The sequence below is a fragment of the Nocardiopsis sp. CA-288880 genome (genome assembly GCF_050955985.1).
Classification (GTDB): Bacteria; Actinomycetota; Actinomycetes; order Streptosporangiales; family Streptosporangiaceae; genus Nocardiopsis; species Nocardiopsis tropica.
The window spans coordinates 2,051,855-2,077,633 of the sequence record NZ_CP192105.1 but is presented as its reverse complement, the minus strand read 5'-3'; the positions used below and the strand labels follow the sequence as shown (position 1 = coordinate 2,077,633).

Sequence of the window (25,779 nt, the reverse complement as noted above, 5' to 3'; positions counted from 1 at the left end):
CTTTCACATGTGCTTTCCCGGAGGGCTGGGAAAGCAACCGGCCCCGGAACACCCGGGGAGAAGAGTTCGTGAGCACGCACCACTGCTCCGCCTGGGAGCTGTTCGGCTCCGCCGCCTTCCTTCGCGTCTTCACGCGCGTCCTGGGGTGCGGGCCGTGCTCCTCGGACGGAACCGCGCAGGGCTGCTCGGGCCACTCCGAACAGTTCTGCGACTACGTCGACCTGTGCGCCGAGCACTGCCCGTGCCCGGTGCACGGGGCGGATCCCGACGGCGTCATCGCCGTGCGCATGCGGCGTGCCGCGCCCGGCGCCGCGGGTGTGGACCGCACCGCCGCGCACCGGCTGCGCGACGCCCTGGACGACGTGCGCCGGGACCGCTCCTACAAGAACCTGCGCCGCGTCTACCCGCAGAGCGCGCCCGACGGCCGGATCCGCTGCGCGTTCTCCGAGCGCCCGCGCCGCTGGGCGCAGCGCCGCGACGTCGCCCTGGTCGCCACGGACGTGGTCGACCAGGAGGCGCTCGCCATGCTGGTGCTCACCGCGGGCTGGGGCAACCCCGCCGCCGACCTGCCCGAGGACATCCACCCGGGCGAGACGGTCTCCTTCACGGAGGACGGCAGCGCCGTGCCGGTCGCCGACCTGCACGGCCGCACGCTCACCGCCGTCAAGGAGCCGCCCATGGTCTCGACCGCCACGGGCGACTACCTGCTGCGCAAGCTGGCCGAGCTGGCCGCCGGGCGCGACGCCGACCCGGGCCGCACCCCCGACCAGCGGCGACGCCTCGTGCTCCGCGGCCTCCTGCCCGAACTGAACGGCGAGGACGTCGCCCGCCGGCTGACCGGTGTGCTGGGGCGGATGGCCACGACCATGCCCCGGCACTTCGCGCTGGTGCAGCAGGCGCGCGGCCGGGCCCGCAGCGCCCCCTACTCCCCCGTCCCCGACACCGACCCGGCGGAACCCGCGGAGGACCCCTCCCGGCGGCGCGAGGTGCTGAGCGAGGCGGAGCGCTCCTGGCTGCGCCGTACCGGCCTCGCGCTGACGACGCGGGCCCAGGAGTCGCGGTCGGCCTTCGACGCCGACCCGCAGGGCGCCCTGGAAACCCTGCTGTGCCGGCTGCTCGACGAGGGGAACGACGTCCCCGCCCTGTGGGCGGGGGCCCAGGACGATCCCGACCTGCGAGCGGACCTCGTGGAGGCCCTGGCGGAGGCCATCGACAGATAGGGCCTCCCCGGGCGGCCCGGGGCGCGCCCCCGCACCGCACCGGCCCGCGGCGGGTCCGGTCGACGAACCGTGCCCCGGGCCGGGGCCCTTCCGCGCGGCGCGCCGGAAGGACCCCTCGCCGCTCAGGCCCCCGGCCCCCGCCCCGCGTCGGAGAAGCGCCTGGCCAGCGGGGGGAGGACGGGGTACTCGGCGAACTCGCGCAAGGACATCACCGCCGTCTCCTCCAGGGGCAGGCGTCCGCGCCACCGGCCGGCCAGGCACACGTCGCGCGCCTGCTCCACCTCGCGCCACCGTTCCGGGCCGGGCCCGCCGGGCAGCCGCCGCGCCGCCAGAGCGCCGTCGAAGGCGTCGAGGAACCCCCTGACCTGGTCGTCGGTGGCCCGGGCGACCCCGGCGGACGGGTCCAGGTCCAGGGCGCGGGCGCGCCGGTCCACCAGGTACAGCTCCGGCGCCAGGTGCACGCTCCCCAGGCCCAGCGACTTGCCCATCCCGATCTTGTGCGCGTACTCGGGGTCGGCGGGATCCCCGCCTCCGACCGGGTTGTCGAGCAGCAGGGCCCGCAGCAGGACGCCGAGTTCTCCGTCGGTGAGGTTGGTGAAGGTGATTCGCGAGTGAAAGGTGAGGCCGTCCCGGAGGGGGACCACGTCGCGCTCGGTGTCCCGGGGCGGCTTCGCCCGGTGTCCGGGGTCCAGCACCGTCAGGTCCAGCTCCTCCTGGGCGCGCGCGTCGTGGCGGAAGGGGCGGGCGCCGCCCGCGGGGTGGCGGTGGAGGTACACCTTGTACCCGCCCAGGCGCACGTGCCCCTCGTGCGACCAGGTGACGATGTCCGGCCGGTCCCCCGACCCCGCGTCGGGCCCCTGCACCAGGTAGTTCGCGAAGCAGCCGCGCTGGGGCGAGAGCAGGCGCACCCGCAGGACCGCCCCGCCGGGGTAGTCCGGGTCGGGGTCGAAGGAGAGCGCGCTGCCGAAGGAGACGCGCCCCTTGGACGCCCCGGCCTCGCCGGCGAAGGTGTCGGTGTCGCCGAACAGCGCGCGGCACACGTCCACCGGGCGGCCCGCGCGCCCGGCGCGGTCGGGGTCGCCGTGCTGGGGCCCGAGCACGGGCCCGGGGACGGCTCGGCGGACGGGGTTGTCCTCGCTGACCGCGATGCGGTAGCCGCCCGAGCGGCCGAAGGACACCACCGCCCCGGACAGGTCGACGTCGAACCACACGGGTTCGAGGCTGCGGCGCGGCAGTCCGCCGCCGCCGGTCCCGGCCACCGGTTCGCGGGCCGGTTCGGCGCCGCCGGCCCCCAGGCCGTCGGGGAAGGCCGCCCTCTGGTAGCCGGTGACCTGTTCGGCCGACTCGAACAGCTCCACCATGGGCCCGGGCACACGCAACCGCCCCCCGCGCAGGTCGCGGGGGCGGGGGAAGAGGTAGGCGTTGCGGCGGTCCCCCGCGGCGGCCCCCGTCAGCACGACCAGGGCCTGCACGACCCCTCCCCGGTCGGGGCCGTCCGCTCCGGCGGTCAGGGCCGCGAGGTGCTCCCGCGCCTGCCGGGCCGTGGGGGCGACGGCGGCGATCCGCCGCTCCCCCGGCAGGTGGACGGCGTACACCCACCGGTGCTGGAGGCGTCCGTGCTGCTCGTGGGCGGTGGGCACGTAGGTGTTCCCGCGGGGCGGGTCGGGAAAGTCGTCGACGCCGAAGTCCCAGGTGCGCAGGCTCTCGCGCAGGACCGTGAAGGGCACCTTGAGGGCCTGGCCGGGCTCGGCCGAGACAGCGGTGCCGGGGACCTCCACGACGTACCAGCAGCCGTCCGGCGGGGAGTGGAACAGGAACCCCTGCCTGGTGCGCAGCCCCGCGCGGCGCCTGCGGTAGTCGGCGTGCTGCCGGGCCATGACCTGGCGTGCGCGGGTGGACAGGCCGCTGTCCGCGCTGCCGGGGTCGATGCGCACGGGAGCGCGGAAGAACAGCATCGGCGTGTTGACCGGGCCGGTCTCGCCGCCGGTGAGCATGCGCACGGTGTTGCGGACGAGGCCGCGCAGGCTCGAACCGGGCAGGGCGGGGAGGAGGCGTTCGCCGTGGGGGAACCGTAGGGAGGAGCCGACCCGGCCGGGTTCGGGGGTCTGGCCGACGAAGGTGGGGGTGAGCGTGGTGACGGCCAGGTCGATCCACCCCGAGAGGGTTCCGTCCACCGTGCGGTCGTGGCTGCGCAGCAGGTCGTCCGTCACGTGCCCGGCGTGCAGGTCGGCCGCGGGCACGGGGGTCTCGGCGAGCGCGACCAGGCCGTAGGGCGCGGTGGCGCGGAACCGCCCGCCCCGCCCGCCCGCGGCCGCGTCCGCCGCGGCGGCGGGCCCGGGGGGCGCCCCCGGCGGCGGGCACGGCCTGCCCCCGAAGCGCGAGGCGACGTCGCGGGGGTTCACCACCGGCGCTCCTCCTCGGCGATCTCGTCCCCGGTGCCCACGTCGAACTCCGGTCCTGTCGGCTTGGCGCCGGACCGCATCCCCGTGAGCCGGTGGAAGGCCACCCCCACCGCCCCCGTCCCGGGGTCGGACGCCCAGTACTCCCGCACGGTCAGCCACGTACCGGCGCTCTCCAGGGCCGCGCCGCGCCCGCCCGGACGCGGGCGGGCGCGGCCGGTGAAGTCGGTCCACCCCACCGGCAGGGCTGCGCGGGTGCCGGAGGGCTCGCTCGTCGCCGAGAAGGGCACGTCCCCGCCGAGGGTGCGGCTGTGCGCCCGGCCGTTCCACCCCTGGAGGAGGAACGAGCGGTCGCGCGGGCGCAGCCACTCCGGGAGCGGGGCGGGGTCGTCCGCGCTGATCCACCCGTCCTCCGCCCCCTCCCCGAGCCTGATCTGGGCGCGGGGTCCGAACACCAGGACCTCCAGGACGCGCCACCGGTCGGTCGCGGGCCTCAGCGCGGGGGCCGACAGGTCGGCGGTGGACGGGTGGTCCGACCGGCGCCAGCGCCCGCCCGGGCACGCGCCGGTGATCCGCCCGTCGCCGAGTTCGGCGAGCAGCCACTGCGGGGCCCCCGGCGCCCCGGGGATCCCGTCGGTCCCGGTGTCCAGGAGGCGGCAGCGGGCGCCGCGCGTGAAGACGTCGTCGAGGACGTCCTCGACCTGTCCGCCGTCCAGCCGCCGGACGGCCAGCCCCTCCGGCCTCGGGGGTGTGTGGTCCACCTGTGCTCCCTTCCGTCCCGTCGTCCGTCCCCGCCCTGCGCCCCCGGCGCGCGGCGGCCTCACCGCTCCCCGCCGGCCCGCGCCCCCTGTTCCCCCCGCGCCGCCCCGCCCCCCGGCGCGAGCCGGGTCCTCAGGGCCGACACCCACCCGCGTGCGGTGGCCGCCTCCGCGCTGCCGGGGGCGAAGAGCGCCGTGAGCAGGTCCACCCGGTGCGGTGGCCCGCCGCCACCGGTCCAGGTGGTGAGGGCGGCCCGGGTCGCGGTCAGGCGCCCGTTCCCGCTCCCCGCTCCGGCCCCGAGGGTGTCGAAGGGGACCGTCGCCAGTTCTCGCACGACGAGCACGAGCAGGCCGCGCACCGCGTCGTCGGGGTCGCGGACGTCCAGGACCACCTCGCCGCTGCCACCGCAGTGCAGGTCGCTCGTGAACACCCGTCCGTCCACCGCGTCGCCGAACAGGGAGTCCACGGTCAGGCGGGTGGCGGTCAGGTGCGCGCCGCCGCTGAGAGGGGGGACTGCCCGCAGGCGCACCCGCGAGGGGCGCGGGCGCGCGCCCTCGGGTCCGGTGTCCGCCCCCCACCAGTGGGCGTGCCATTCCTGCCACCGGGCCCCCTCCGCGCCGAGGTGCTCGGCGGCGTCCCGGACCAGCCTGCCGCCGATCCTCTTGAACAGGGCGAACAGGGCGGTGTCCCCGAGCACCGGCGCGAGGCGGACGGAGGCCTTGTCGGCGTCGGACACGACCGGGCGGTGGCGGTGTGCCCGGTCCACGGTCCCGAGCCTTTCTGGAGCGGGCACGTCGCCGACCATGATCAGGCCGGGGCGGGGGCTGCGCGGCGGCGGTCCGCCGGGATCGGGCTGCTCGGCCACGGCCAGCGTCAGGCGCAGTTCGGCGCGGTGGCGCCGGTCGGGGCGGGCGGGGCGTGCCTCCAGGCGGGCGGCCGCCGCCGCCCGCCCGTGGGCGCGCAGCCGCGCGGCCAGCGCGGTGGACAGCTCGGCGGGGGCGTCCGCGAGCGCCGCGGCCCCGCGCTCCCAGCGGTCGGCCCAGGACCGGGCGTGGTAGGCGAACCAGGCGCGCTCGTCGGTGAGGTCGTGCCGCTCCGCGGTCCAGTGCGTGGCGCGGACGGCGCCGTGGCCGCGCCCGGTCCGCCCCCCGACGCGGATGCCGGGGCCCTCCCCGGAGAACCCGTCGGCGGCCAGGACCAGCAGGTCGAGCAGGGGCTCCTCGTCGGCGGGGGCGGGCACGCGCAGCCGCATGTGGGCGGTGAACACGGTGCCCGCCGGCAGCACCTCCCACTGCCACATGAGCCCCGGGCGGACGGTACCGGAGGCCGGGTCCACGCGGGTGCCGACGCGGACGGCGACGGTCGTGCCCTCGGGCAGCTCGGCGGCGGCGTCGTCGACGTCCAGGGCGCTCGCCGCGGGCGCGTCCGGCTCCCCGCCGGGCGGGGGTCCGGACTCCGCCGCCCCGAAGAGCCGGCCCACCCGGCGGGGGTCCTCGGTGCGGGCCGCGAGTTCGTGGCGCAGCAGGCCCGCCAGGGTGGTCGCGCGCAGCCGGGGCACGCCCGTGCGGGGGTCGCGGTCCACGCGCAGGTCGACGTCGCCCTCCGCAGCGTGGCGGGGCACCGCCCGGGCCGCGCCGATGTGGGTGTCGGAGAGCAGGCACAGCCGGACGGCGATCTCCCAGAGCGGCCCGGGGCGGGCGGGGCGGGTGCTCAACCGCCTCCCCCAGGCTCGTGGCGGCCCTCCTGGGCGGCGCGCAGGACCCGTCCGGCCTCGGACAGCCAGGAGGAGGCGAGGAGCAGCGCCAGGCGGGGAGCGGCCCGGCGCTCCCACACGCGGGCACGGGGGGAGAGCCCGCTGGGGTGGTCGCGGGGCGGCAGGCCGTCGGTGAGGGAGAGGTCGACGGCGGCGAGCGCCCGGGAGTAGGCGGGGCTGTCCGGGGGCTCGGGCCTGTTGTCGCGCCACCACGCGGCGGCCGCGCCACCGTCGGCCAGGGCTCCGAGCCAGGACTGCACGGAGACGGGACCGGGCCGGCCGGGCCGGGACAGCCGGGCCCCGGCGAGGGCGCGGACGGCGCGGTCGTGCAGGGCCTTGTGCGTGCCCGCCCGGTCGGCCCGGCCGCGCGCACGGCCGGAGACGGTGCGGCCGAGGGCGGTCAGCGCGTCCTCGGGCGTGCGGTGGGGGTGGCCCACAACCTCGCGGAGGCGTCCGAGCAGGCTGGGCGTGAGGGGGGCGAGCCCCCGGGCGGAGTCCCGGGCGAGGGAGCGTGCGTGGTCGCGGACCGGACGGGAGGCGGCGTTCCACAGGAGTTCGTCGTAGAGCTCCTCGAGCCCGCCCTCCCCGCCCGTGGCGGCCGGGATCGCAGGGACCACAGGAGCCTCCGGGACCACAGGGACCACAGGTGCCTCCGGCACCACAGGGGTCACAGAGGACGCAGGGGTCACCGGGACCGTTGGGGCCACCGGGACCGTTGGGCCCTCAGGCACCACAGGGGTCACAGGAGATGCTGGGATCACAGGGGGCACAGAAGCCGCTGGGGACGCAGGAGACTCTGACACCACAGGGACAACATGGGGCGCAGGAGCCTCCGGCACCGCAGGAGACACAGGGACCGCAGGCGCCTCAGGAGCCTCAGGAGCCTCAGGAGCCTCAGGCACCATAGGGGCCACAGGAGACGCTGGGACCGCAGGGACCGTTGGGACCGCAGGAGACACAGGAACCACAGAAGCCGCCGGGACCGCCGGAACCGCCCCGGCGGACGCCGGCGCGGGCGGGACACGCGCGGGGGCCCGGCCCGTGGACGGGGCCGACGCGAGGGGGACGGCGGTCGGCGCGAGGGGGCGGGGCCCGCCCGGCGGGACCGGGAGGAGCGTGAACTGGCCGTGGCCGTCCACCACCCGTTCGCCCAGCGGGTGGGCCTCCAGGTCGCGGGCCTGGTCCGCGGTCAGGCCGCCGTCGAGCCGCAGGCGCACCACCGCGCCCGGCACGGCCGCCCACCGCTGCGCCATCGGCCCCCGGTAGCCCCGGTGGTAGGCGCCGAGCAGCCCGGCCTCCACGTGGTGGGCGAGCACCCTGGCTCCGGAGCCGGGGAGGCGGCGGGCGAGGAGGTCGAGCACTGCGGGCACCAGCGCCCGCGGGCTGGACTGGCCCTCCTCGCCGACCAGCAGGGCCGGGGAGAGCAGCAGGAGGTCGAGGGGGGCGCCGGGGGGCCAGTGGCGCGGGTGCGGGTGCGCGACCCGGTCGGGCGACAGCAGCCGGCGCGGGTCCGCGGGGGCCACGCTGACGCCGCCGTGGGCCCGGGTCCCGCCGGAGCCGAGGGTGAGGGTGCCGTCCGCCTCGTCGAGGACCTCGGCGACGCGCTCGGCGAGGTCGCGGAGGGAGCCGCCGTCGGCGGCTAGCAGCTGCCAACGGGCCTCGAAGACCTGGCCTGGGTCGACGGTGGTCGCGAAGAAGGGGACCCCCTGGGACCGGTCGCCCGTGCGGGACCGGCCGAGGTACTGCTCGGCGGTGGTGCGCACGGCGGCGCGCAGGGAGCGGTCGAGGGTGACGTGTCCGCGAACGGCCCGGTAGGGGGTGGCGGGGTCGGTGCCCGCGAAGACGTCGACGGTGGTGTCGCCGTTCTTGCCCGGTGTGTAGAGGTGGGCGGGGGCCGGGTAGGCCACGAGCGCCCGCGCCGGAGCCGAGTCCGCGGGGAGGCCCGGGTCGGCCCCCGGTTCGAGGCGCGGGTAGGCGGGGGCGAAGCGGATCCGGTCGCCGCGGGCGACCCAGTCGAGCAGCTCGCGCTCGCGGCCGGCGCGCCGGAGCGCGGCGGCGAGCATGCCGCGCTGGGCGCGCCCGCCGATGGAGTGCTCCGAGTCGATCCGCAGCGGGTCGAGGGAGGTGCGCACCGCCAGGGTGTCGGTGAGCACGTAGCGCAGCGGCAGGTAACCGGTGGCGGGGAGCGGGTTCACGCGCCCACCACCGCGGGCGGCGCGGTGCCCGCCGCGGGGGCGGGGCGCCGGCCGTGGGACGCGTCCTGGAGGGGGCCGGTGTTCACATACGTACCCCTTCCCGGTCCGGCCCCTTCCTCACCGGCGCGGCCAGGCGGAGCGTGACCTCGTGCGGGTCGTCCCCGTCCGCCCCGGACAGGCGCACGTCCACCCGGCCCCGTCCGCGCGTGGTCCTCAGCCCGATCCGGGTGGTGGCCAGGCAGGCCCTGGCCAGCAGCCGCCAGTGCGCCTCTCCGGGGGCGGTCGCCCAGGTCAGCGTCGCGGACAGGGTCGGCCCCGGCAGGAGCACCCGGTTCGTGCGCAGCCTCCCCGGCTCGGGGGCCCCGTCCGGTCCGACGGCGGTCCCCGACTCCAGGGCGGTGTACGCGTCCGTGACCGCCCGGCGCAGGACGGAGCGCAGGGGTTCGTCCCGGCCGGCCAGGGCGCGCGCGACTGCCGAGCGGACGTCCTCGCCCAGGACGGCGTGACCCACCCGCAGCATCCGGTCCGCGCCGTGGGAGCGCCTCCGGCCGAACACCTCGTCGCACGCGGCGGCCAGCTCCGGGGCCGCCCCCAGCGCGTCGGCCGCCCCCGCGCGCAGCCTGGCCGCGAGGCGGTGGCGCGGCAGGTAGGGCAGACCGTGCTCGTCGGTGACCACGTCCGTGTCCGCGCCCGTCCCGTCCGCGCTCGCGCCGACGAACAGCGCGGGGGAGGCCAGACGCACGACGATGCGGTCCGGGGGGCTCACGTCCGCGCACCCCCCGGCGGAGCCGGGGGGTGCGGGCCGCCGGGACCCGCGCTCCCCCGCGGCCGGGGCCGGCGGGGATCGAGCGCCGCCGCCAGCCCGGGGTCCAGGTACAGGTCCATCACCTCGACCGCGTCGAGCAGCGCGCCGGGGGTCCACCCTCGGGGGAGACCGACGGGGCCGCCGGTCACACGGGCGCGGCGGGCGAGCTCGGGGCCGGGGTCGGCGCCCGACTCCAGCAGGGGCACGAGGGACGAGACCAGCCAGCTCCGCCGCCGGGCGTCCCCCTCCGCGAGCAGGCTGCCGGGGGCGGACGCCGACAGGTACCGGTCGAGGAAGCGGGCGAACCCGGTCCCGGTCAACGGCAGCCCGGTGCGGGGGACGGGCGCCAGGCGGGCGCCGTCGAGGCGGCGCAGGACCCGGTCGACGCCGTCGAACCGCGTCGTCCAGGCGACGGCGTGCTCGTCCGGCGCCCCGGGGTCGGCCTCGGCGAGCGCGACCCTGTGCTCCTTGGCCCTGCGGCACATCGCCTCGCACAGGTCGTAGCCCAGGGAGAGGGGCGCGCCGACCGGCTGGACCGCGATCCCCACCCCGACCGTGGGCACGGAGGTGGTGTGCTCGCCCCCGTCGGGGCGGCGCACGGTCCGGCCCGCGCCCGCCGGTCCGCCGTGGGCCCCGGCGAGCGCGCGGTGCAGCGCCACTCGGGGGTCGCGGGGGTCGCCGATCCGCTCCGGGTCGGCGTCGAGCCAGTCGAGCGCGTAGCGGGCCAGGCTCAGGGCCAGGCGGGCGTCGCACAGGACGGTGAGGTCGTCCCCGGCGACCACGATGGGGCGCACCGGAATCCGGACGGGGCCGGGCGGGACGTGGTGGAGGGTGACGGGCCGGGCGGCGCCGGCGCCCGGGATGACGGGGGCCCGACCGGGCTCGGCCCGCACCGTGGCGGCCACCGCGCGCACCAGGACCCGGGCCAGTCCCTCGGTGAGGCCGGCGATGCGTCCGGACAGGAGGCGCTGGGCCATCGCCCCGGAGCCGGGCACGCGGGGGTCCCCCGCGCGCTCGCGGTAGGAGCCCAGGATGATCCCGAGCCCGTTGACGTCGATGTGGACCACCGCGATCCTGCTGACCTCGCCGTGGTCGCGGCCGAGCCGGTCGACCTCCATCGGGAGCGCGAGCGCGGGCGCACCGGTGGCGGTGGCGGCTCCGGCCAGCCAGTCCGCGCTGTGGGCGCGGTGCCAGCGGCGGCCGATCCCCCGGGCCCTGGCGACGTCGGCCGCCACCCGCTCGTGCACGTCGGGGTGGTCGTCCTGGGCCCGGCTGCTGTCCACCGTCTCGGCCGGGCCGCCGCTGACGGAGCAGACCGCGGTGATGCCGTATCCGTGGGCCGGTGTGTGCAGCGCCGACATGTGCCGCCTGGCCTCCCGCAGCCTCTGCGGGAGGACCGCCAGGGCCGCGTCGACCCCGGCGACGGGCGCGGGGGCCGCCGCGGCGCCCGGTCCGCCGTCCGCCGGCGCCCCCGGGCCCGCGACCTCCGCCGCACCGTAGGGGACGTGCGCGACCACGGGGGTCAGGTCGCCCGCGCGGTCGCGCAGCCGCCGCGTGTAGCGGGCCGTGAACCGGCGCGCGGCCGCCGCGTCCGGGAAGACCGCCGTGAGCGCCCCTCCCGCGTCGCGCAGGACCACGCAGCCGGGGGGAACCAGGTCGGCGATCCCGTGCTCGGCGTCGGAGGTGTCGGTCAGCTCGGCGACGAGCGCCGCCCGCCCCACCGCGTCCAGGATGCGGCGCCCGCTGTACACGTAGGCCTGGATGCCGCGCAGGTCGACGCCGACCACCACACCGCTGGGCGGCGGCCCCCCTGCGTCCGGGGCGGCGCCGGGCGGGCTGTGCGGTGCGGGAACGGGGGTCACCGTGTCGGGTCTCCTCGTCGGCGGGTGCGGGGAAGGGCGCGGGGAGGGGAGGGCTCGGGCCGCGCGGGGCCGCCTCCCGGGGACTCCTCTCGGACGGTGCCCGCCCTCCACCGGCCGGGAGACCACGGATACCACCCGGGCCCGGGGGCCGCTCCTCCGGGGGCGGTCGACGCCGGGCCTCGGCCGCGTGGTGGTGCAGGGCCCGGAGGCCGCCCCTCCGGGGGCCGTCGACGCCGGGCCTCGGCCGCGTGGTGGTGCCGGGCCCGGAGGCCGCCCCTCCGGGGGCCGTCGGCCCGCCCGGGACCGGGGCTCTGTCCGAGAGAGCTGGGTGCACCGCCCTTCCCCGGCACGGAGGTCTCCCCATGGCACCGCACACGTCCGAGACGATCGCTCTGCGCGGCCCCGACCCGCACGCCCCTCCCGCGGACGCGCCCGAGCTCGTCCCCCGCGAGCTCGTGCCGCACCTGCGGGGGCTGGCCCGCGCGCTCCGGGACCGGGACACCGGGCGGACGGCGCCGGAGGGAGGGGCCCCGCACGCCTGAGTCGCGCGGGGCCGGGCGGCGCCGCGGGCCGAAGCCGCTGCCCGGCCGGGCAGCGGCTTCGGCGCCTCCGGGAGCGGCCTCCGGCACACACGACCGGCGGGGCGAGGGGCGCCGGCACACACGACCGGCGGGGACACGGCGGGGAGGGGGCACCGGCTCCCACCCCCGTCCACGGGGTGGGAGCCGGCGCGGCCGGACCTGGTCGGGCACCGGTCCCCGCCCGCCGTCCTCGGGCGGGAACCGGCGGTCTGGGGGTCAGTCGAACAGCGTGCCGCCGAACTCCTCGGCCTCGGCGACGGCGCGGACGTGGGTGTCCCCCACCCGCTGGGGGGTGCGCCGGGCCACCCGGTTCGGCATCCTGCGCGCGCGGGACACGGGCGCCTCCGCGAACGGCCGGCCGCAGGTGACCGTGTCCACGCGCACCGAGCCGAAGCCCTGGGCGGTGTACTTGCCGACACCGGCGAGCTCGAGGAGTTCGAGGAGGGTGGCGAAGGCGTCGGAGTGGCGCCGGTCGCCGCCGGCCATCTCCAGCCTGAAGCCGCCGTGCCAGCCCAGGACGGTGCGGTTCTCGGCGTGGTGGTGCTCGGCCAGCCGCACCTCCTCCCCCGGCAGGGGCGTGCGGCGCACCTGGGCCATGCCGCCCAGGACGAGTTCGAGCCAGTTCTCGGCGAGGGCCGGCGGCGCGAACCGCGCCACGGCGCCGACGGCCCCGCTGCCTCCGACGATCCCGCCGCCCGAGCGGTGCACGGCTCCGAAGAGCCGCCGCGGGCTGGGCCAGATGTGCGGTATGCGCTCGCCCGTGGCGTCGCGGGTGGTCATGACGACGGGCGTCCGGCTGCGCACCTCGGCGGCGCGCACCGCCGACGGGCCCCGCGGCTCGACGAGCATCTGGGCGTAGGTGCGCTCGTGCGTGCGCGTCACCGAGAGGGGCACCAGCAGGTGGTCGCCGATCCGCTGCGGGTCGCCGACCAGGTCCTCCGGGTCCAGGGAGGGCGGGACCTCGTCGTCGAGCCAGGTCAGGGTCCAGTGGTGCAGGCGGTCGCCCAGGGGGCGCGGCCACCCGTTCATGGACCACCGCTTGGCCGCCGCGTGCTCCTCCGGGGGCTGCGGCCACCACCGGTTGAGGAGGCCGTGGCAGTCCTCGGGCCGGATCGGCCGCGCCGTGTCCGACAGGTCACGCAGGATCACGGTCCACCGTCTCGGCACGGGCACCACCCCTTCGCGTGGTCGTGACGGCGTCCGGTGCGCGCCGTCCTCGGTTCACCGAGGACTTCTCTCGGACAGTCGCGGGGCGGGCCCGCTCCCGGTCCCCGGCCGTCTCCACCAGGCGCGGCGCCGTCCGCCGGTCGCGGCTCGCGACCGTCCCGCCGACGTGCCGGGCCGGCCGGCGCCTCCCGTGCCCCGGCGGGCGCTCCGGGTGCGTACGCTTGCAGGCGTACGCGACGCGCCCCGCCGACCGCCCACGACACCGGAGACGCCGTGCCCCGCCTGAGCCACACCTTCGACATCACCGCAGTGGACCGGGAGGTGGTCGGGCGGATCGTCTCCGCCCTGCACGAGGTCGCCCGGAGCTGCCGGTTCGACGGCCGGGGATGGCTGCTCCCCCCCGACCCGGAGTCGTGGGAGCGCCTGGTGGCGCGGGCGGACGAGCTGGGGCTGGTCGACCGGGAGTCGGCCGAGGAACTGCGCGAGGAGCGGCGCGCCGCCGCCGCGCGGTTGCGCGAGGGCTCCCCCCGGACGGCGGCGGAGGCCGACGAACTGGAGGTGGCCGCCGCGGAGCTCGCCCTCCAGCTGCAGACCGGGCGGCACCTCGCGCCCCGGAGCCACTACCTCCTGGCCGAGCTCTCACCCGAGGGCGTGCCCGTCGAACCCGCCGACGACGAGGAGAAGGGGTGGAGCGGTACCGGGCTGACCGTCACGGCCTGGGACGAGACGGGCACCTCCTCCGTGGACTTCAGCATGCCCGACGCGGCCGGCGGGACCGAGCCGCCGGTCACCTGGGGGACCGTCACCCACGACGCGCCCGCGGGCCTGCTCACCTGGGCCGCCGAGGTGAGGCTGCCCGGCAGGGGCGCCTGGCTGCGGTCCGCGGCGGGAGAGCTCCGGTTCTCCACCGGTGACTGGTACTCGGCGGTCTCCGGCCGGGGCGGCGGCCGTCCGGCCCGCCTGCGCGCCCGCCACGCCGTCGCCGAGGTCGACGCCTGGCTGGCGCCGACCGCCGGGGCGGACGGCCGCTGGTCGGTGGAGGCGGTGCTGGACGTGCGCGGCAAGGGGCTCTTCCGCCCGGTGGTGTCGGCGGCCGTGTGGGCGGCCGCCTCGTCGTTCCGGCGGGCGGAACGGCGCGCCGCCAGGCTGGGGACGGGCGAGCCGACCACCCGGCAGCAGCTCGATCGGACGGCCCTCGCCTGGGACCGGATCGCGCGCAACGCGCCCCACCTGCCGGAGCTGCTGCACGACCTGGCCGCGGCCCTGGCCGCCGCGGGCCCCCGAGAGGGCTCCCGCTGACCCGCGGTCCGCTCAGTCCTGGTCGGCGCCCCAGCCGGTCAGGGAGCGCACGCGGAGTTCGGTGAACCTGGCGGTGTTGCGCTCGGCCGAGAGCAGGCTGCCGACGATCGCGCACGCGAAGCCGACCGGCACCGCGACCAGGGCCGGGTTCTCCATGGGGAAGACCTGGACGTCGATCCCCGCGGGCAGCACGGAGAGGTTCTCGCCGGTCACCGGGTCGGTCATGCCGGACATGACCGGGGACAGGAGCATGAGCAGCAGTGTGGCCGACAGCCCGCCGTAGACCCCCCACTCCACTCCCCGGGTGTTGAAGCGCCGCCAGAACAGGGTGAGCACGATGACCGGGAGGTTGGCGGCGGCCGCGATCGCGAAGGCCAGCCCCACCAGGAAGGCCACGTTCTGGTCCCGGGCCTGGACGGCGAGCACGATGGCGATCCCGCCGACCAGGCAGGCGGAGAGTCGCGCCACCCCCACCTCCTGCGTCTCCCGGGGCCTCCCCCACATGAGGACGTGGCCGAACAGGTCGTGCGCGATGGAGGACGAGGAGGCCAGGGTGAGGCTCGCGATGACGGCGAGGATGGTGGCCAGCGCCACGGCGGAGATCAGGGCGAGGAGCACGGCGGCGCCCGCGGGGCCCGCGGTCAGCCGTCCCACCTCCTCCGCGAGCATCGGCACGGCGGTGTTGCCGGACGGGTCGAGGGCGAGGATGCGGTCGGTGCCCACGAGGGCGGCGGCGCCGAACCCCAGCGCGAGCGTCATGAGGTAGAAGACGCCGACCATGACGATGGTGCGCTGCACGGAGGCCCGCGCGGAGCGGCCGTCGGGGACGGTGTAGAAGCGGATGAGGATGTGCGGCAGCGCGACGGTGCCGAGCACCAGCGCCAGTCCGAGGCTGATCAGGTCGAGTTTGTTGAACAGGGTCCGGGCCGGGTCGCCCGGCACCTCCACCCCGAGGCGCAGACCGGGTTCGAGGAACGCCTGCCCGTGCCCGCTGGCCTCGGCCGCCCCGCCGAGCAGGGCGCGCGGGTCGAAGGAGAACAGGGCGAGCACGAGGGCCGTGAGCAGGCCGGTGGCGCCCAGCAGGGCGACCGCCTTGATGATCTGGAGCCAGGTGGCGGCCTTCATCCCCCCGTACATGACGTAGGCGATCATGAGCACTCCGACGAGCACGATCGCCCCGGTGCGCGCCTGCCCCGCGTCCATCCCCAGGAAGGTCCCGCCGTCGTGCAGTCCGAGCAGGACGGCGACCAGGGCCCCCGCGCCGACCATCTGGGCGACGAGGTAGAACACGCACACGGTGACGGTGGAGACGGCGCAGGCCAGGCGCACCCGTGTCCGGCGCATGCGGAAGGCGGGCAGGTCGGCCATGGTGAAGCGGCCGGTGTTGCGCATCAGCTGGGCCATGGGCAGCACCAGGAGCCAGGCCACCAGGAAGCCGATGGAGTACAGGAACCCGTCGTAGCCCTGGAGGGCGATCATCCCGGCGATGCCCAGGAAGGACGCGGCCGACAGGTAGTCGCCGGTCAGGGCCAGCCCGTTCTGCGTGCTGGAGAACCCGCGCCCGCCCGCGTAGAAGTCGACCGCGCCCCGGGTGGTGCGCCTGGCGCGGACGGCGACGGCGAGGGTGACCAGGACGAAGAGGGCGCACAGGCCGATCGTCCACGCGTGGGCGATGCCGAACTGGCCCTCCAGCACGCCCCCCGGCACGACCGCGGCGCCGTCGGCGAGGGCCTGTGCGCGGACGGCGCCGTCCCCCGCGGCGGCGCCGTCCGCGGCTCCCGCGGAGGGGTCGGCCGCGGCGGCCATCAGCGCACCGCCGCGGCGTCGGCGCGGGCCCGGTCGCGGACCTCCCGCGCCAGCGGGTCGAGAGAGCGGTCGGAGAAACGGCTGAACGCCCAGGCGAGCACGAACGTGAGAAGGAACTGTCCGATTCCCATGACCAGTGCCACGTTGACCGAATCCACGATCTCGATGCTCATGAAATCGCGCGCGTACGCGGACAGGAGCAGATAGGACAGGTAACCGAGAAGGAATGACGACACCAGCAGGACCGCCTGGAGCGTGAATCCCCTTCGGAGTTTCACGAAGCCCGGATCGACCGACATGCGCTCGCACGCGTGCGCCGCTTCCGCGCGCGCACGGCGCCGCTCCGCCTCCGACCTGCCCTCACGGTCGCCGAAGTGCTCCCCCCGGTCTCCGACACGCCCCCGGTACGCGCCCTCCATGTACTCGACCACGACGCTCCCCCCGTTCCTCGACCGCGCCCGCTCCCCGCGGGACCCGCCATTCGCCGGTGCGCACCCCGCGTGCTCCCCCCACCGGTTTTCCGGGACGGCTCCGCCCGCTGGGCGGCCCGCTCCGGATCGGCAACACACTAGCCACGCGCACCACTCCGCGTTCACCGAATTCGCACATCCACTTCCCGGAATTCCGGCGCGCCGACACGAGAAATCGGACGAAGAAGAGAGAAGTCGATCACCCGGCCCCATATCGCCCCGGCGCCATTTCCCGGGTCGCGGCGGCGGCGCCCGAACCGCCCCCGGCCCCGCGCGACCGGGATCACAGCCCCTCCCGCACCAAGCGGACCCGCTGGTCACCGGGGGCACTCGCGCCACACGTTGGCGCATATGTCGCCGGTCTTCGCTAGGCTTCGGGGCGACCCCGAACCCATGACGGAACCCCGGCGTTCAGCCGGTTTCCGCGTTCGTACAGGTGTATGATTAAGGGGTCCGCACATTCACGCGATACCGAAGGGAAATCCCCGCCGTGGTCACCGAGGTCTTCACGCGCAAGTACTGCGATCCCCACGCCGTTCGCGAGGAGAAGGTCGAGGCGAGTGAGGTCATCCAGTTCGCCTGGGACGGCGCCGTCCGTGAGGTCGACGCCTGCGGCGAGTGCTTCAAGGAGCACGAAGCCCGCCTGGAGCCCCTCGTCGACTACTCGCGTCCGGTGAAGAAGCGCCGCGTCACCAAGAAGTCCTCCCCCTCCTCCACCGAGGATTCCGGGAACGGCGACGACGCCGCGGACAGCGACGGCGAGTAGCAGCAGGAGACCTCCGGGGAACGGTCCTCCCGTGCCCCAGGAGACACCTCATCGCGTCAACCGCGAGCGGGGGCGGCGACACCCCCGGTGGTCGCCGCCCCCGCGTCCTCGCGGCCCCGCCCCGCGGACACGCGTCCCGCCGCGGGCCGCGCGGCCGGCGCCCGCCGGACCGCTCAGCCCTGGCCCATCAGCCGGGCTAGCCTGCCGCCGTGCCGCGCGGCCCCGCCCGGTCCCCCCTGCAGCGCCTCGGCGACCGGAACCCGGGCCTGCACGTACGGGCCGCCCTCCCCGTGGAAGCGCACGGAGGCGCCGAAGCGCCGCATGATCCGCATCATCCCGGCGTTGGCCAGCGCGGTCTCCGCCCGCACCTCGGCCAGGCCCCAGTCCGCGGCGATCACGGTCAGCTCGCGGGCCAGGGCGGTGCCCACCCCGCGCCCCTGCCAGGCGTCCTCCACCAGGAAGGCGATCTCGCCGACCCCCGGGTCGAGGGTGTACATCAGGTGGCCCAGGGCCACCGGGTCCTCCCCGCCCCGGGGGCGCACCGCCAGGGTGAGCCCGCGCCCGGGGTCGCAGAACACCCTCAGCATGTACGGGCTCAGCTCCGCCATCCCCGCGAAGTAGCGGCTGCGCACGGTCTCCGCCGAGCAGCGCCGGTGGAGGCCGCTCAGCGCGGGCGCGTCGGCCTCGCGCACCTGGCGCAGGGACAGCTCCTCGCCCCCGGCGGTACGGACGGTCCGGTCGGTGGGCACCGGCCCGGTCGAGGGCATCACCGAGCGCACCAGCGCCTCGGCCCGGCTCGACTCCGTCCAGGTGAAGGCGTGCGACCGCCGCCGGACGAGGACGCCGCGGAGCGGTCCGACGGGCACCAGCATGGCGGTGCCCGCCGGATCGGCGGCCTCCTCGACACTGGTCAGGTTGGTCCAGTGGGCCCCGTCCGCCGCCAGGAGTTCGGCCAGGGCGTCGGGGAGCCCGTTGGGGTGCGACCGCAGCCTCGCGGTGAGCAGCAGCGCCCGGGTGACGTCGTCCCCGACCTCGCGCCTCTGGGCGGGGACGGCCGTGACCGTGCCGGTGGGGCAGTGCTCGCCGAGCGCCCGGACGGCGACGGCGTGGTCGCCGGGGATGTCGACGACGAACTCGTCGACCACCCCGGACACGTCCGTGTGGATGGAGAGTCCGACGATGTCCCCGCCGCAGCGCGCGAGGGCGCCGACGACCCCGGCGAGCCCGCCCGGCCGGTCCTCGACAGCCGTCCTGATCCGCCAAAGGCTCACTGCGGCCCTCCCTGGGAGAAGGTGCACCCGCCGCCCCGGAACGACGCTGTTCCGCGGCGGCGGGACGCGCACCGACGTGGAACCAGAGTGGGCGGCCCAGGTTTCGCGGACGTTAGCCGCCCGTTGAGTTCGGACGGCTTTTCACGGGCCCCGGACCTCCCCGCGTCATACTCCGTCGTCCGGGCGGGCGGCCCCGGGTCAGGGCCGTCCGGCGACCAGCTCCCCGTCCTTCCAGACCGCCGCGACCTGCGGGACCCCGGGGCGGTAGGCCAGGTGGACGTGGTCGGGCGCGTCGAGCAGGGTGAGGTCGGCGCGCGCGCCCGGGGCGAGGTGGCCGACGTCGGTGCGGCGCAGGGCCCGCGCACCGCCCGCCGTCGCGGCCCACACCGCCTCGTCCGGGGTCATGCCCATGTCGCGGACCGCGACGGCGATGCAAAAGGCCAGGCTGGAGGTGAAGCAGGAACCGGGGTTGCAGTCGCTGGCCAGGGAGACGACCGCCCCCGCGTCGATGAGGGCGCGTGCGTCCGGGTAGGGCTGGCGGGTGGAGAAGTCCACGCCCGGGAGCAGGGTGGCGACCGTGGGCTCGGGGCGTCCGCCGGCCTCGGCCAGGGCCTCCACGTCGGCGGCGGACAGGTGGGTGCAGTGGTCCACGGAGGCGGCGCCGAGTTCGACGGCCAGGCGCACGCCCGGCCCCTCGCCCAGCTGGTTGCCGTGCACCCTGGGCAGCAGGCCGCGCTCCCTCCCCGCGGTGAGGACGCGGCGGGAGGCGTCCTCGTCGAAGGCGCCGCGCTCGCAGAAGACGTCGACCCACCTCGCGTGGGGCGCGCAGGCGTCCATCATGGGACCGGTGACCAGGTCCAGGTAGCCCGCGGGGTCGTCGGCGTACTCGGGGGCGACCACGTGCGCGCCGAGGAAGGTCACCTCGTCGGTGACCCGGGCGGCGACGGCCAGGCAGCGCTCCTCGTCGCGCGTGGTGAGCCCGTAGCCGGACTTGACCTCCAGGGTGGTCGTGCCCTGGGCGCGGGCCTCGCCCACGAGGCGCCGCGCCCCCGCGAGCAGGTCGGCGTCGGAGGCCTCGCGGGTGGCGGCGACGGTGGTGCGGATGCCGCCCGCCGAGTACGGCTGCCCGCTCATGCGCGCGGCGAACTCGCGGCTGCGGTTCCCCGCGAACACGATGTGGGAGTGGCTGTCCACGAAACCCGGGACGACGCAGCGCCCGGCCGCGTCGACCCTCGCGTCGGCGTCCGGCGCCTGGGAGCGCGGGCCCGCCCAGGCCACCCTGCCGCCCTGCACCACCAGGGCGGCGTCCCGGATCTCGCCCACGGCGCCGCGGCCCCGGGAGGGGTCGTTGGTGACCAGGGTGGCGATGTCGTCGATGAGGATGCTCTCGGGCACGTCGGCCATCAGTGGATCTCCTTGATCACCGTGTCGAGTTCGTGCGCGGTGTCGGGCACGAGCGTGTGGACGCCGTCGCGGACGGTCCAGCGGCCGTCGGCCATCACGTGGCGCACGTCGGCCGCGGAGGCCGCGAAGACGACGGCGTCGGCGGCGCGCGCGGGGTCGGCCCCGGCCAGCCGGACGCCGTCCAGGGGGATGTTGACCAGGTCGGCGCGCGCCCCGGCCCGCAGCGCGCCCGCGTCCTCCCAGCCGAGGGAGGCGTGCCCGTGGGCGGTGGCGGCGCGCAGGAGCGCGCCGGTTCCCAGGGTGCCGCGCCTGTGGGTGCGCAGGCGCTCGTGGAGCTCGACCGCCCGGGCCTCCTCGAACAGGTCGAGCTGGGCGTGCTGGTCCGTGCCCAGGGCGATCGGGGCGGGCAGCAGGTCGCCGGTGCGGGGCAGGCCGTCGGCCAGGTCCCGCTCGGTGGTGGGGCACAGGCACACGGTGGCGCCGGAGAGCCGGACGGCGCCGACGTCGTCGTCGGTGAGGTGGGTGGCGTGCACGAGGCTGGTGCGCGGCGTGAGCACGCCCGCGTCGCCGAGCACCCGTGCCGGGGTGCGGCCGTAGGCGGCCAGACAGGCCGCGTTCTCGGCCGGCTGTTCGGAGAGGTGGGCGTGCAGGGGCGCGTCGCGGTCGGCGGCGTAGGCGACGACGTCGGGCAGCTGCGCGGCGGGGACGGCCCGTACCGAGTGGACGGCGGCGCCCGCCAGCGCGTGGTCACCGACGGGAACGAACCCGGCCGCCCGGTCGGCCCACCGTGCGGCGTCGCCGTCGCCGAAGCGCCGCTGGGCCCCCTCCAGCGGCCGGTGCGCCCCGCCGGGGTCCAGGCCGCCGGCCAGGTAGCACACGTCCAGCAGGGTGATGCGGAGCCCGGCCTCGGCCGCCGCCCGGACCAGGGCCGCGCCCATGGCGTTGGGGTCGGCGTAGCGGGTCCCGCCGGGGGCGTGGTGGAGGTAGTGGAACTCGCCCACGCAGGTGACGCCCGCCAGGGCCATCTCCGCGTAGGCGGCCCTGGCCAGCCGCAGGTAGGTGTCCGGGTCGAGCCGGTCCGCGACGCGGTACATGGCCTCGCGCCAGGTCCAGAACGACCCGCCGCCGGTGTGGGTGCGCCCGCGCAGGGCCCGGTGGAAGGCGTGCGAGTGCGCGTTGGCCAGGCCCGGCAGGGTGAGGCCGGTGAGGGTCTCGGCTCCTGCGGGCGCGGCGGCTCCCGGGCTCACGGCGGTGATGCGGCCCCCGGCGGTCTCGACGAGCACGCCGTACTCGGGGCTCCCGTCCCCGGCCCCGGTCCAGGCCCACTCGCACCACACGCGGCGCGGCTCGGCCCCGCCCCCGGCGGTCCGGGCCCCCGCGGTCCGGGCCCCCGGCCCGCCCGGAGCGGTTGCGGCGGCGCCCCCCGCCCGCGGCGGCCCGCCCGGGACCGCCCCCAGAGCGCCGGTCACCGGGCGCCGCCCCGGCGGACGGGGCGGGCGAGGAGGTCCTGGAGGACGTCGGCCAGGGCGAGCACCCCGGCGTGGCAGTCCTCGGGACGGGCGTACTCCTGCGGGGAGTGGGACACCCCGGTCGGGTTGCGCACGTACAGCATGGCGGTGGGCACGTGGGCGGCGAGCACGCCCGCGTCGTGCCCGGCGCCCGTGGGCAGCAGCGGTACGCGCGGGTCCGGGGCCCCCGCCCCGACCACGGCGGCCAGGCGGTCGCGGAGGCCGTGCGAGAACTCCACCAGGGGTGTGAGGGACTCGGCGTCCATCGCGTAGCCCACGCCGTGGTCGCGTGCGGCGCCCGCCGCGGCCGCGCGGACCCCGTCGACGACCGCCTCCAGGGACGCGGCGTCGGCGGCGCGGGCGTCCAGCCAGGCGCTGACCCGCGACGGGACGGCGTTGGTGCCGTTGGGGTCGATCAGGGCCCTGGCGACCGTGGCGCGGGCGCCGTGCCGCTCCGCCTGGGCGCGCGCGGCCAGGATCGCGTGCGCGAAGGGCAGCATGGGATCGCTGCGGTCGTCGAGCCGGGTGGTCCCGGCGTGGTCGGCGCGTCCGGTGAAGTCCATCCGCCAGCGGCCGTGCGGCCAGATCGAGGCGGCCACGCCCACCGGGTGCGCGGTGTCCTCCAGCGCGCGCCCCTGCTCCACGTGCAGCTCCACGAACACGTCCAGGTCGGCGAGGGCCCCGGGGTCGGCGCCCATCGCCGCCGGGTCGTGCCCGGCGGCCTCCATCGCCTGCCCCCAGGTGACCCCGGAGGAGTCGGTGAGTCCGCGCGCGCGTTCGGGGGAGACCTCTCCCGCGCTCAGCCTGCTGCCCAGGCACGGGACGCCGAACCGGCCGCCCTCCTCCTCCGCGAACACCGTGACGGCGAGCGGGCGGGCGGGCGCGACCCCGCGCCCGCGCAGCTCGTCCACGGCGGCCAGGGCGGAGGCGACACCGAGCGGACCGTCGAAGGCCCCTCCGTCGGGCACCGAGTCCAGGTGGGACCCGGTGGCCACCGCCCCCGGCCCGGGGGCGCCCCACCAGGCCCACAGGTTGCCGTTGCGGTCGGCGCGCACGTCGAGCCCGCGCGCGGTCGCGGCCTCCGTGAACCAGGCTCGGGCGTCGGTGTCGGCGCCCGTCCAGGCGTGGCGGCGGTAGCCGCCGCTCCCGGCGTCGCGTCCCACGGGCTCCAGGTCGGCCCACAGGCGGTCGAAGCTCACTCGCCCTCCTTCATGGGGACGCGGACGCCGTGCGCCTCGGCGACGCGCTCGGCCTCGGGGTACCCGGCGTCCACGTGGCGGATGACGCCCGTGGCGGGGTCGTTGGTGAGCACCCGCTCCAGCTTGGCGGCGGCCAGGTCCGTGCCGTCCGCGACGCTGACCTGACCGGCGTGGAGGGAGCGGCCCATGCCCACGCCGCCGCCGTGGTGGACGGACACCCAGGACGCGCCGGAGGAGGTGTTGACGAGCGCGTTGAGCAGCGGCCAGTCGGCGATGGCGTCGGAGCCGTCCCTCATGCCCTCGGTCTCGCGGTAGGGGGAGGCCACGGAGCCCGTGTCCAGGTGGTCGCGGCCGATGGCCAGCGGCGCCGAGATCTCGCCGGAGGCGACCAGTTCGTTGAACCTCAGCCCGGCCGCGGCGCGCTCGCCCTGGCCCAGCCAGCAGATGCGGGCGGGGAGCCCCTGGAACGCCACCCGCTCCCCCGCCAGGCGGATCCACCGGGCCAGGTGCTCGTTCTCGGGGAACAGGTCGAGGACGGCACGGTCGGTGCGCGCGATGTCGGCGGGGTCCCCGGACAGCGCGGCCCAGCGGAACGGCCCGCGGCCCTCGCAGAAGAGCGGGCGGATGTAGGCGGGCACGAACCCGGGGAAGTCGAACGCCCGGGTGAACCCGCCCTCGCGCGCCTCGTCGCGGATGGAGTTGCCGTAGTCGAACACCTCGGCGCCCGCGTCGAGGAAGCCGACCATGGCCTCCACGTGCGCCGCCATGGACTCGCGCGCCCGGAGGGTGAACTCCTCGGGCTCGGCCCGGGCCAGGTCCTTCCAGTCCTCGACGCAGACGCCCGCGGGCAGGTAGGCGAGCGGGTCGTGGGCCGAGGTCTGGTCGGTGACGACGTCGACCGGGGCTCCGCGGCGCAGGAGTTCGGGGAACACCTCGGCGGCGTTGCCGAGCACGCCGATCGACAGGGGCCGCCGCTCGTCCCGCGCCTTCACGGCGAGGTCGAGGGCGTGGTCGAGGCCGTCGGCGCGCACGTCGAGGTAGCGGTGCTCGATGCGGCGGTCGATGCGGCTGCCGTCGCACTCGACCACGACGGCCACGCCGTCGTTCATGGTGACGGCGAGCGGCTGCGCTCCCCCCATGCCGCCGAGGCCCGCGGTGAGGGTGATCGTCCCGGCGAGCGTTCCGCCGAACCTCTTGGCGGCGACGGCGGCGAAGGTCTCGTAGGTGCCCTGGAGGATGCCCTGGGTGCCGATGTAGATCCACGACCCGGCGGTCATCTGCCCGTACATGGTGAGGCCCCGGGCCTCCAGGCGGCGGAACTCGGGCCAGTTCGCCCAGTCCCCCACGAGGTTGCCGTTGGCGATCAGCACGCGCGGGGCCCACTCGTGGGTGCGCATGATGCCGACCGGCCGGCCGGACTGCACGAGCAGCGTCTCGTCCCCCTCCAGGTCGCGCAGGGAGGCGGTGATGCGGTCGAAGCTGCGCCAGTCCCGCGCCGCCTTGCCGGTACCGCCGTAGACCACCAGCTCCTCGGGGTGCTCGGCGACCTCGGGGTCGAGGTTGTTGTGGAACATGCGCAGGGCGGCCTCCTGCGGCCAGCCCTTGGCGGACAGTGCGGTGCCGCGCGCGGCTCGGACGGTACGCGGGGTGCTCATGCGGGGCTCCTCGTTCGTGGTGGGCCGGCGCGGCCCGGTGCCGGGCCGCGCCGGGGTCAGGCGAGCGCGGTGACGGTCTCGGCCGCCCCGACCACGGATCCGTCGGCGACCATGGCCGCGACGGCGGCGATCTCGGGGGCCAGGTGGCGGTCGGGGCCGGGGCCGTCGACCCTCTCCCGGACGGCGCGCAGGACGGCGCCGGTGGCCGGGCCGGGCCGCAGCGGCGACCGCAGGTCCAGGGCGCGGGCGGCGGTGAGCAGTTCCACCGCGAGCACGCTGGTCAGGCCGTCCACGGCGCGGCGCAGCTTGCGGGCGGCCGACCAGCCCATGGACACGTGGTCCTCCTGCATGGCCGAGCTGGGGATGGAGTCGACGCTGGCGGGGACGGCCAGGCGCTTCAGTTCGGAGACGATGGCGGCCTGCGTGTACTGGGCGATCATGTGCCCGGAGTCCACGCCGGGGTCGTCGGCGAGGAAGGCGGGCAGCCCGTGGGAGCGGGACACGTCGAGCATGCGGTCGGTGCGGCGCTCCGCGATGGACGCGGTGTCGGCGACCGCGATGGCGAGGAAGTCGAGGACGTAGGCGACGGGCGCCCCGTGGAAGTTGCCGTTGGACTCGATCCGACCGTCGTCGAGCACGACGGGGTTGTCGATGACGCTGTCGAGTTCGCGCCCGGCCACGAGGAGGGCGTGGGCGAGGGTGTCGCGCGCCGCTCCCGCGACCTGGGGGGCGCAGCGCAGGGAGTAGGCGTCCTGGACGCGGTTGCAGTCGGGGCCGCGGTGGGAGGCGACGATCGGGGAGTCGGCCAGCAGGGCGCGCAGGTTGGCGGCGGAGGCGGCCTGCCCCGGGTGCGGGCGCAGCCGCTGGAGCTCGTCGGCGAACACCCTGTCGGTGCCCAGCAGCGCCTCGACGCTCATCGCGGCGGTGATGTCGGCGACCTTGAGCAACCGCTCCAGGTCCGTGCAGGCCAGCACGAGCATGCCGAGCATGCCGTCGGTGCCGTTGATGAGGGCCAGGCCCTCCTTGGCGCCCAGTTCCACCGGGCGGATCCCGGCCTCGTGCAGCGCGGTGGAGGCGGGCTTGGCCTCACCGGCCGCGTCGCGCACGTCGCCCTCGCCCATAAGCGCGAGCGCCACGTGCGACAGCGGCGCCAGGTCGCCGGAGCAGCCGAGGCTGCCGTACTCGTGGACGACCGGTGTGATCCCGGCGTTGAGCAGGGCGGCGAGGGTCTCGACGGTGGCGGCCTCGACGCCGGTGCTGCCGGAGGCCAGGGTGCGCAGGCGCAGGAGCATGAGGGCGCGTGTGACCTCGCGCTCGACCTCGGGCCCGGTGCCCGCCGCATGCGAGCGGATGAGCGAGCGCTGGAGACGGGCGCGCAGGTCGGGGGCGATGTGGCGGGTGGCGAGCGCGCCGAAGCCCGTGCTGACCCCGTAGGCGGGGACCTCGCCCCGGGCGAGGGCCTCGACCCGTTCCCGGCCGTGCCGGACGGCCTTGCGGGACTCCTCGGAGAGGATGACGCGGGCGCCGTGGCGCGCGACGTCGAGGACCTGGGCCGGGGTGAGCGGGGCGCCGCCGACGACGACGGGAGGAACTGCTGTGGACATGCCCCCATTGGACCGCCCGGACGGCCCCGGGTGAAGCGCTGACACGGCGGTTCCGT

At 77.0% G+C, this 25,779-nt stretch carries 19 protein-coding genes; 4 read left to right on the top strand and 15 right to left on the bottom strand.

Annotated features, from left to right (window positions below; translation table 11 throughout):
• Positions 1-68: 68 nt before the first annotated feature.
• Positions 69-1,220 carry a hypothetical protein gene (locus ACQPYD_RS09085; RefSeq protein ID WP_433700565.1) on the top strand — a complete coding sequence of 384 codons (1,152 nt, stop codon included), beginning with the start codon at positions 69-71 and terminating at the stop codon, positions 1,218-1,220.
• A 122-nt stretch (positions 1,221-1,342) separates the two neighbouring features.
• Here ACQPYD_RS09085 and ACQPYD_RS09080 read toward each other — a convergent pair whose 3' ends face one another.
• From ACQPYD_RS09080 to ACQPYD_RS09055, 6 genes are all read right to left on the bottom strand, one after another.
• Positions 1,343-3,460 (bottom strand): TIGR03986 family type III CRISPR-associated RAMP protein, encoded by a 2,118-nt coding sequence (locus ACQPYD_RS09080; protein WP_433702001.1) that lies wholly within the window; start codon positions 3,458-3,460, stop codon positions 1,343-1,345.
• A gap of 158 nt (positions 3,461-3,618) precedes the next feature.
• Complete coding sequence (locus ACQPYD_RS09075; RefSeq protein WP_433700563.1) at positions 3,619-4,380, bottom strand: hypothetical protein; 762 nt, start codon at positions 4,378-4,380, stop codon at positions 3,619-3,621.
• 59 nt (positions 4,381-4,439) lie between these two features.
• On the bottom strand, positions 4,440-6,092 hold the full coding sequence (locus ACQPYD_RS09070) for an RAMP superfamily CRISPR-associated protein (protein ID WP_433700562.1): 1,653 nt from the start codon (positions 6,090-6,092) through the stop codon (positions 4,440-4,442).
• On the bottom strand, positions 6,089-8,326 hold the full coding sequence (locus tag ACQPYD_RS09065; RefSeq protein ID WP_433700560.1) for a hypothetical protein: 2,238 nt from the start codon (positions 8,324-8,326) through the stop codon (positions 6,089-6,091). Before ACQPYD_RS09065 ends, ACQPYD_RS09070 begins: the two co-directional genes overlap by 4 nt.
• An 82-nt stretch (positions 8,327-8,408) precedes the next feature.
• Entirely contained in the window at positions 8,409-9,092 is a 684-nt protein-coding gene (locus tag ACQPYD_RS09060; protein ID WP_433700559.1) for a hypothetical protein, read from the bottom strand.
• Positions 9,089-10,993, bottom strand: a complete 1,905-nt coding sequence (locus ACQPYD_RS09055; protein ID WP_433700558.1) for a hypothetical protein — start codon at positions 10,991-10,993, stop codon at positions 9,089-9,091. Before ACQPYD_RS09055 ends, ACQPYD_RS09060 begins: the two co-directional genes overlap by 4 nt.
• Positions 10,994-11,355: 362 nt before the next feature.
• Here ACQPYD_RS09055 and ACQPYD_RS09050 point away from each other — a divergent pair, with 362 nt between their 5' ends.
• Positions 11,356-11,535, top strand: a complete 180-nt coding sequence (locus tag ACQPYD_RS09050) for a hypothetical protein (protein WP_433700557.1) — start codon at positions 11,356-11,358, stop codon at positions 11,533-11,535.
• Positions 11,536-11,790: 255 nt separating this feature from the next.
• On the opposite strand, the gene cas6 is transcribed toward ACQPYD_RS09050, so the two are convergent.
• Positions 11,791-12,750, bottom strand: a complete 960-nt coding sequence (gene cas6, locus ACQPYD_RS09045; RefSeq protein WP_433700556.1) for a CRISPR system precrRNA processing endoribonuclease RAMP protein Cas6 — start codon at positions 12,748-12,750, stop codon at positions 11,791-11,793.
• Positions 12,751-13,014: 264 nt separating this feature from the next.
• Between cas6 and ACQPYD_RS09040 the strand changes: the two genes are divergently transcribed.
• The gene (locus tag ACQPYD_RS09040) at positions 13,015-14,040 is read left to right on the top strand and encodes a hypothetical protein (protein ID WP_433700555.1); all 1,026 of its coding nucleotides are present in this window, start codon (positions 13,015-13,017) and stop codon (positions 14,038-14,040) included.
• Between the two features lie 12 nt (positions 14,041-14,052).
• On the opposite strand, the gene ACQPYD_RS09035 is transcribed toward ACQPYD_RS09040, so the two are convergent.
• Positions 14,053-15,846 (bottom strand): solute symporter family protein, encoded by a 1,794-nt coding sequence (locus ACQPYD_RS09035; RefSeq protein WP_433700554.1) that lies wholly within the window; start codon positions 15,844-15,846, stop codon positions 14,053-14,055.
• Entirely contained in the window at positions 15,846-16,277 is a 432-nt protein-coding gene (locus ACQPYD_RS09030; protein WP_433700553.1) for a DUF485 domain-containing protein, read from the bottom strand. Before ACQPYD_RS09030 ends, ACQPYD_RS09035 begins: the two co-directional genes overlap by 1 nt.
• 529 nt (positions 16,278-16,806) lie before the next feature.
• Here ACQPYD_RS09030 and ACQPYD_RS09025 point away from each other — a divergent pair.
• Positions 16,807-17,082: a hypothetical protein gene (locus ACQPYD_RS09025; RefSeq protein ID WP_433700552.1), complete on the top strand. Its 276-nt coding sequence runs from the start codon at positions 16,807-16,809 to the stop codon at positions 17,080-17,082.
• A 173-nt stretch (positions 17,083-17,255) separates the two neighbouring features.
• Here the strand turns inward: ACQPYD_RS09025 and ACQPYD_RS09020 are convergent, their stop codons facing one another.
• From ACQPYD_RS09020 to hutH, 6 genes are all read right to left on the bottom strand, one after another.
• Entirely contained in the window at positions 17,256-18,353 is a 1,098-nt protein-coding gene (locus ACQPYD_RS09020; RefSeq protein WP_433700551.1) for a GNAT family N-acetyltransferase, read from the bottom strand.
• 198 nt (positions 18,354-18,551) lie between these two features.
• Positions 18,552-19,757 (bottom strand): imidazolonepropionase, encoded by a 1,206-nt coding sequence (gene hutI, locus ACQPYD_RS09015; RefSeq protein ID WP_433700550.1) that lies wholly within the window; start codon positions 19,755-19,757, stop codon positions 18,552-18,554.
• Complete coding sequence (locus ACQPYD_RS09010; protein ID WP_433700549.1) at positions 19,757-21,094, bottom strand: formimidoylglutamate deiminase; 1,338 nt, start codon at positions 21,092-21,094, stop codon at positions 19,757-19,759. Before ACQPYD_RS09010 ends, hutI begins: the two co-directional genes overlap by 1 nt.
• A 128-nt stretch (positions 21,095-21,222) precedes the next feature.
• The gene (locus tag ACQPYD_RS09005; RefSeq protein ID WP_433700548.1) at positions 21,223-22,464 is read right to left on the bottom strand and encodes an allantoate amidohydrolase; all 1,242 of its coding nucleotides are present in this window, start codon (positions 22,462-22,464) and stop codon (positions 21,223-21,225) included.
• A complete protein-coding gene (gene hutU, locus ACQPYD_RS09000; protein ID WP_433700547.1) occupies positions 22,461-24,119 on the bottom strand; it encodes a urocanate hydratase in 1,659 nt (552 codons plus the stop codon). Before hutU ends, ACQPYD_RS09005 begins: the two co-directional genes overlap by 4 nt.
• A 56-nt stretch (positions 24,120-24,175) precedes the next feature.
• Positions 24,176-25,723: a histidine ammonia-lyase gene (hutH, locus tag ACQPYD_RS08995; RefSeq protein WP_433700546.1), complete on the bottom strand. Its 1,548-nt coding sequence runs from the start codon at positions 25,721-25,723 to the stop codon at positions 24,176-24,178.
• Positions 25,724-25,779: the final 56 nt, after the last annotated feature.

Coding starts and splice junctions, on each gene's coding strand:
- ACQPYD_RS09050 (WP_433700557.1), top strand. CDS start 11,356: ATGGCACCGCACACGTCCGAGACGATCGCTCTGCGCGGCCCCGACCCG.
- ACQPYD_RS09035 (WP_433700554.1), bottom strand. CDS start 15,846: ATGGCCGCCGCGGCCGACCCCTCCGCGGGAGCCGCGGACGGCGCCGCC.
- hutI (WP_433700550.1), bottom strand. CDS start 19,757: ATGGCCGACGTGCCCGAGAGCATCCTCATCGACGACATCGCCACCCTG.
- hutU (WP_433700547.1), bottom strand. CDS start 24,119: ATGAGCACCCCGCGTACCGTCCGAGCCGCGCGCGGCACCGCACTGTCC.
- hutH (WP_433700546.1), bottom strand. CDS start 25,723: ATGTCCACAGCAGTTCCTCCCGTCGTCGTCGGCGGCGCCCCGCTCACC.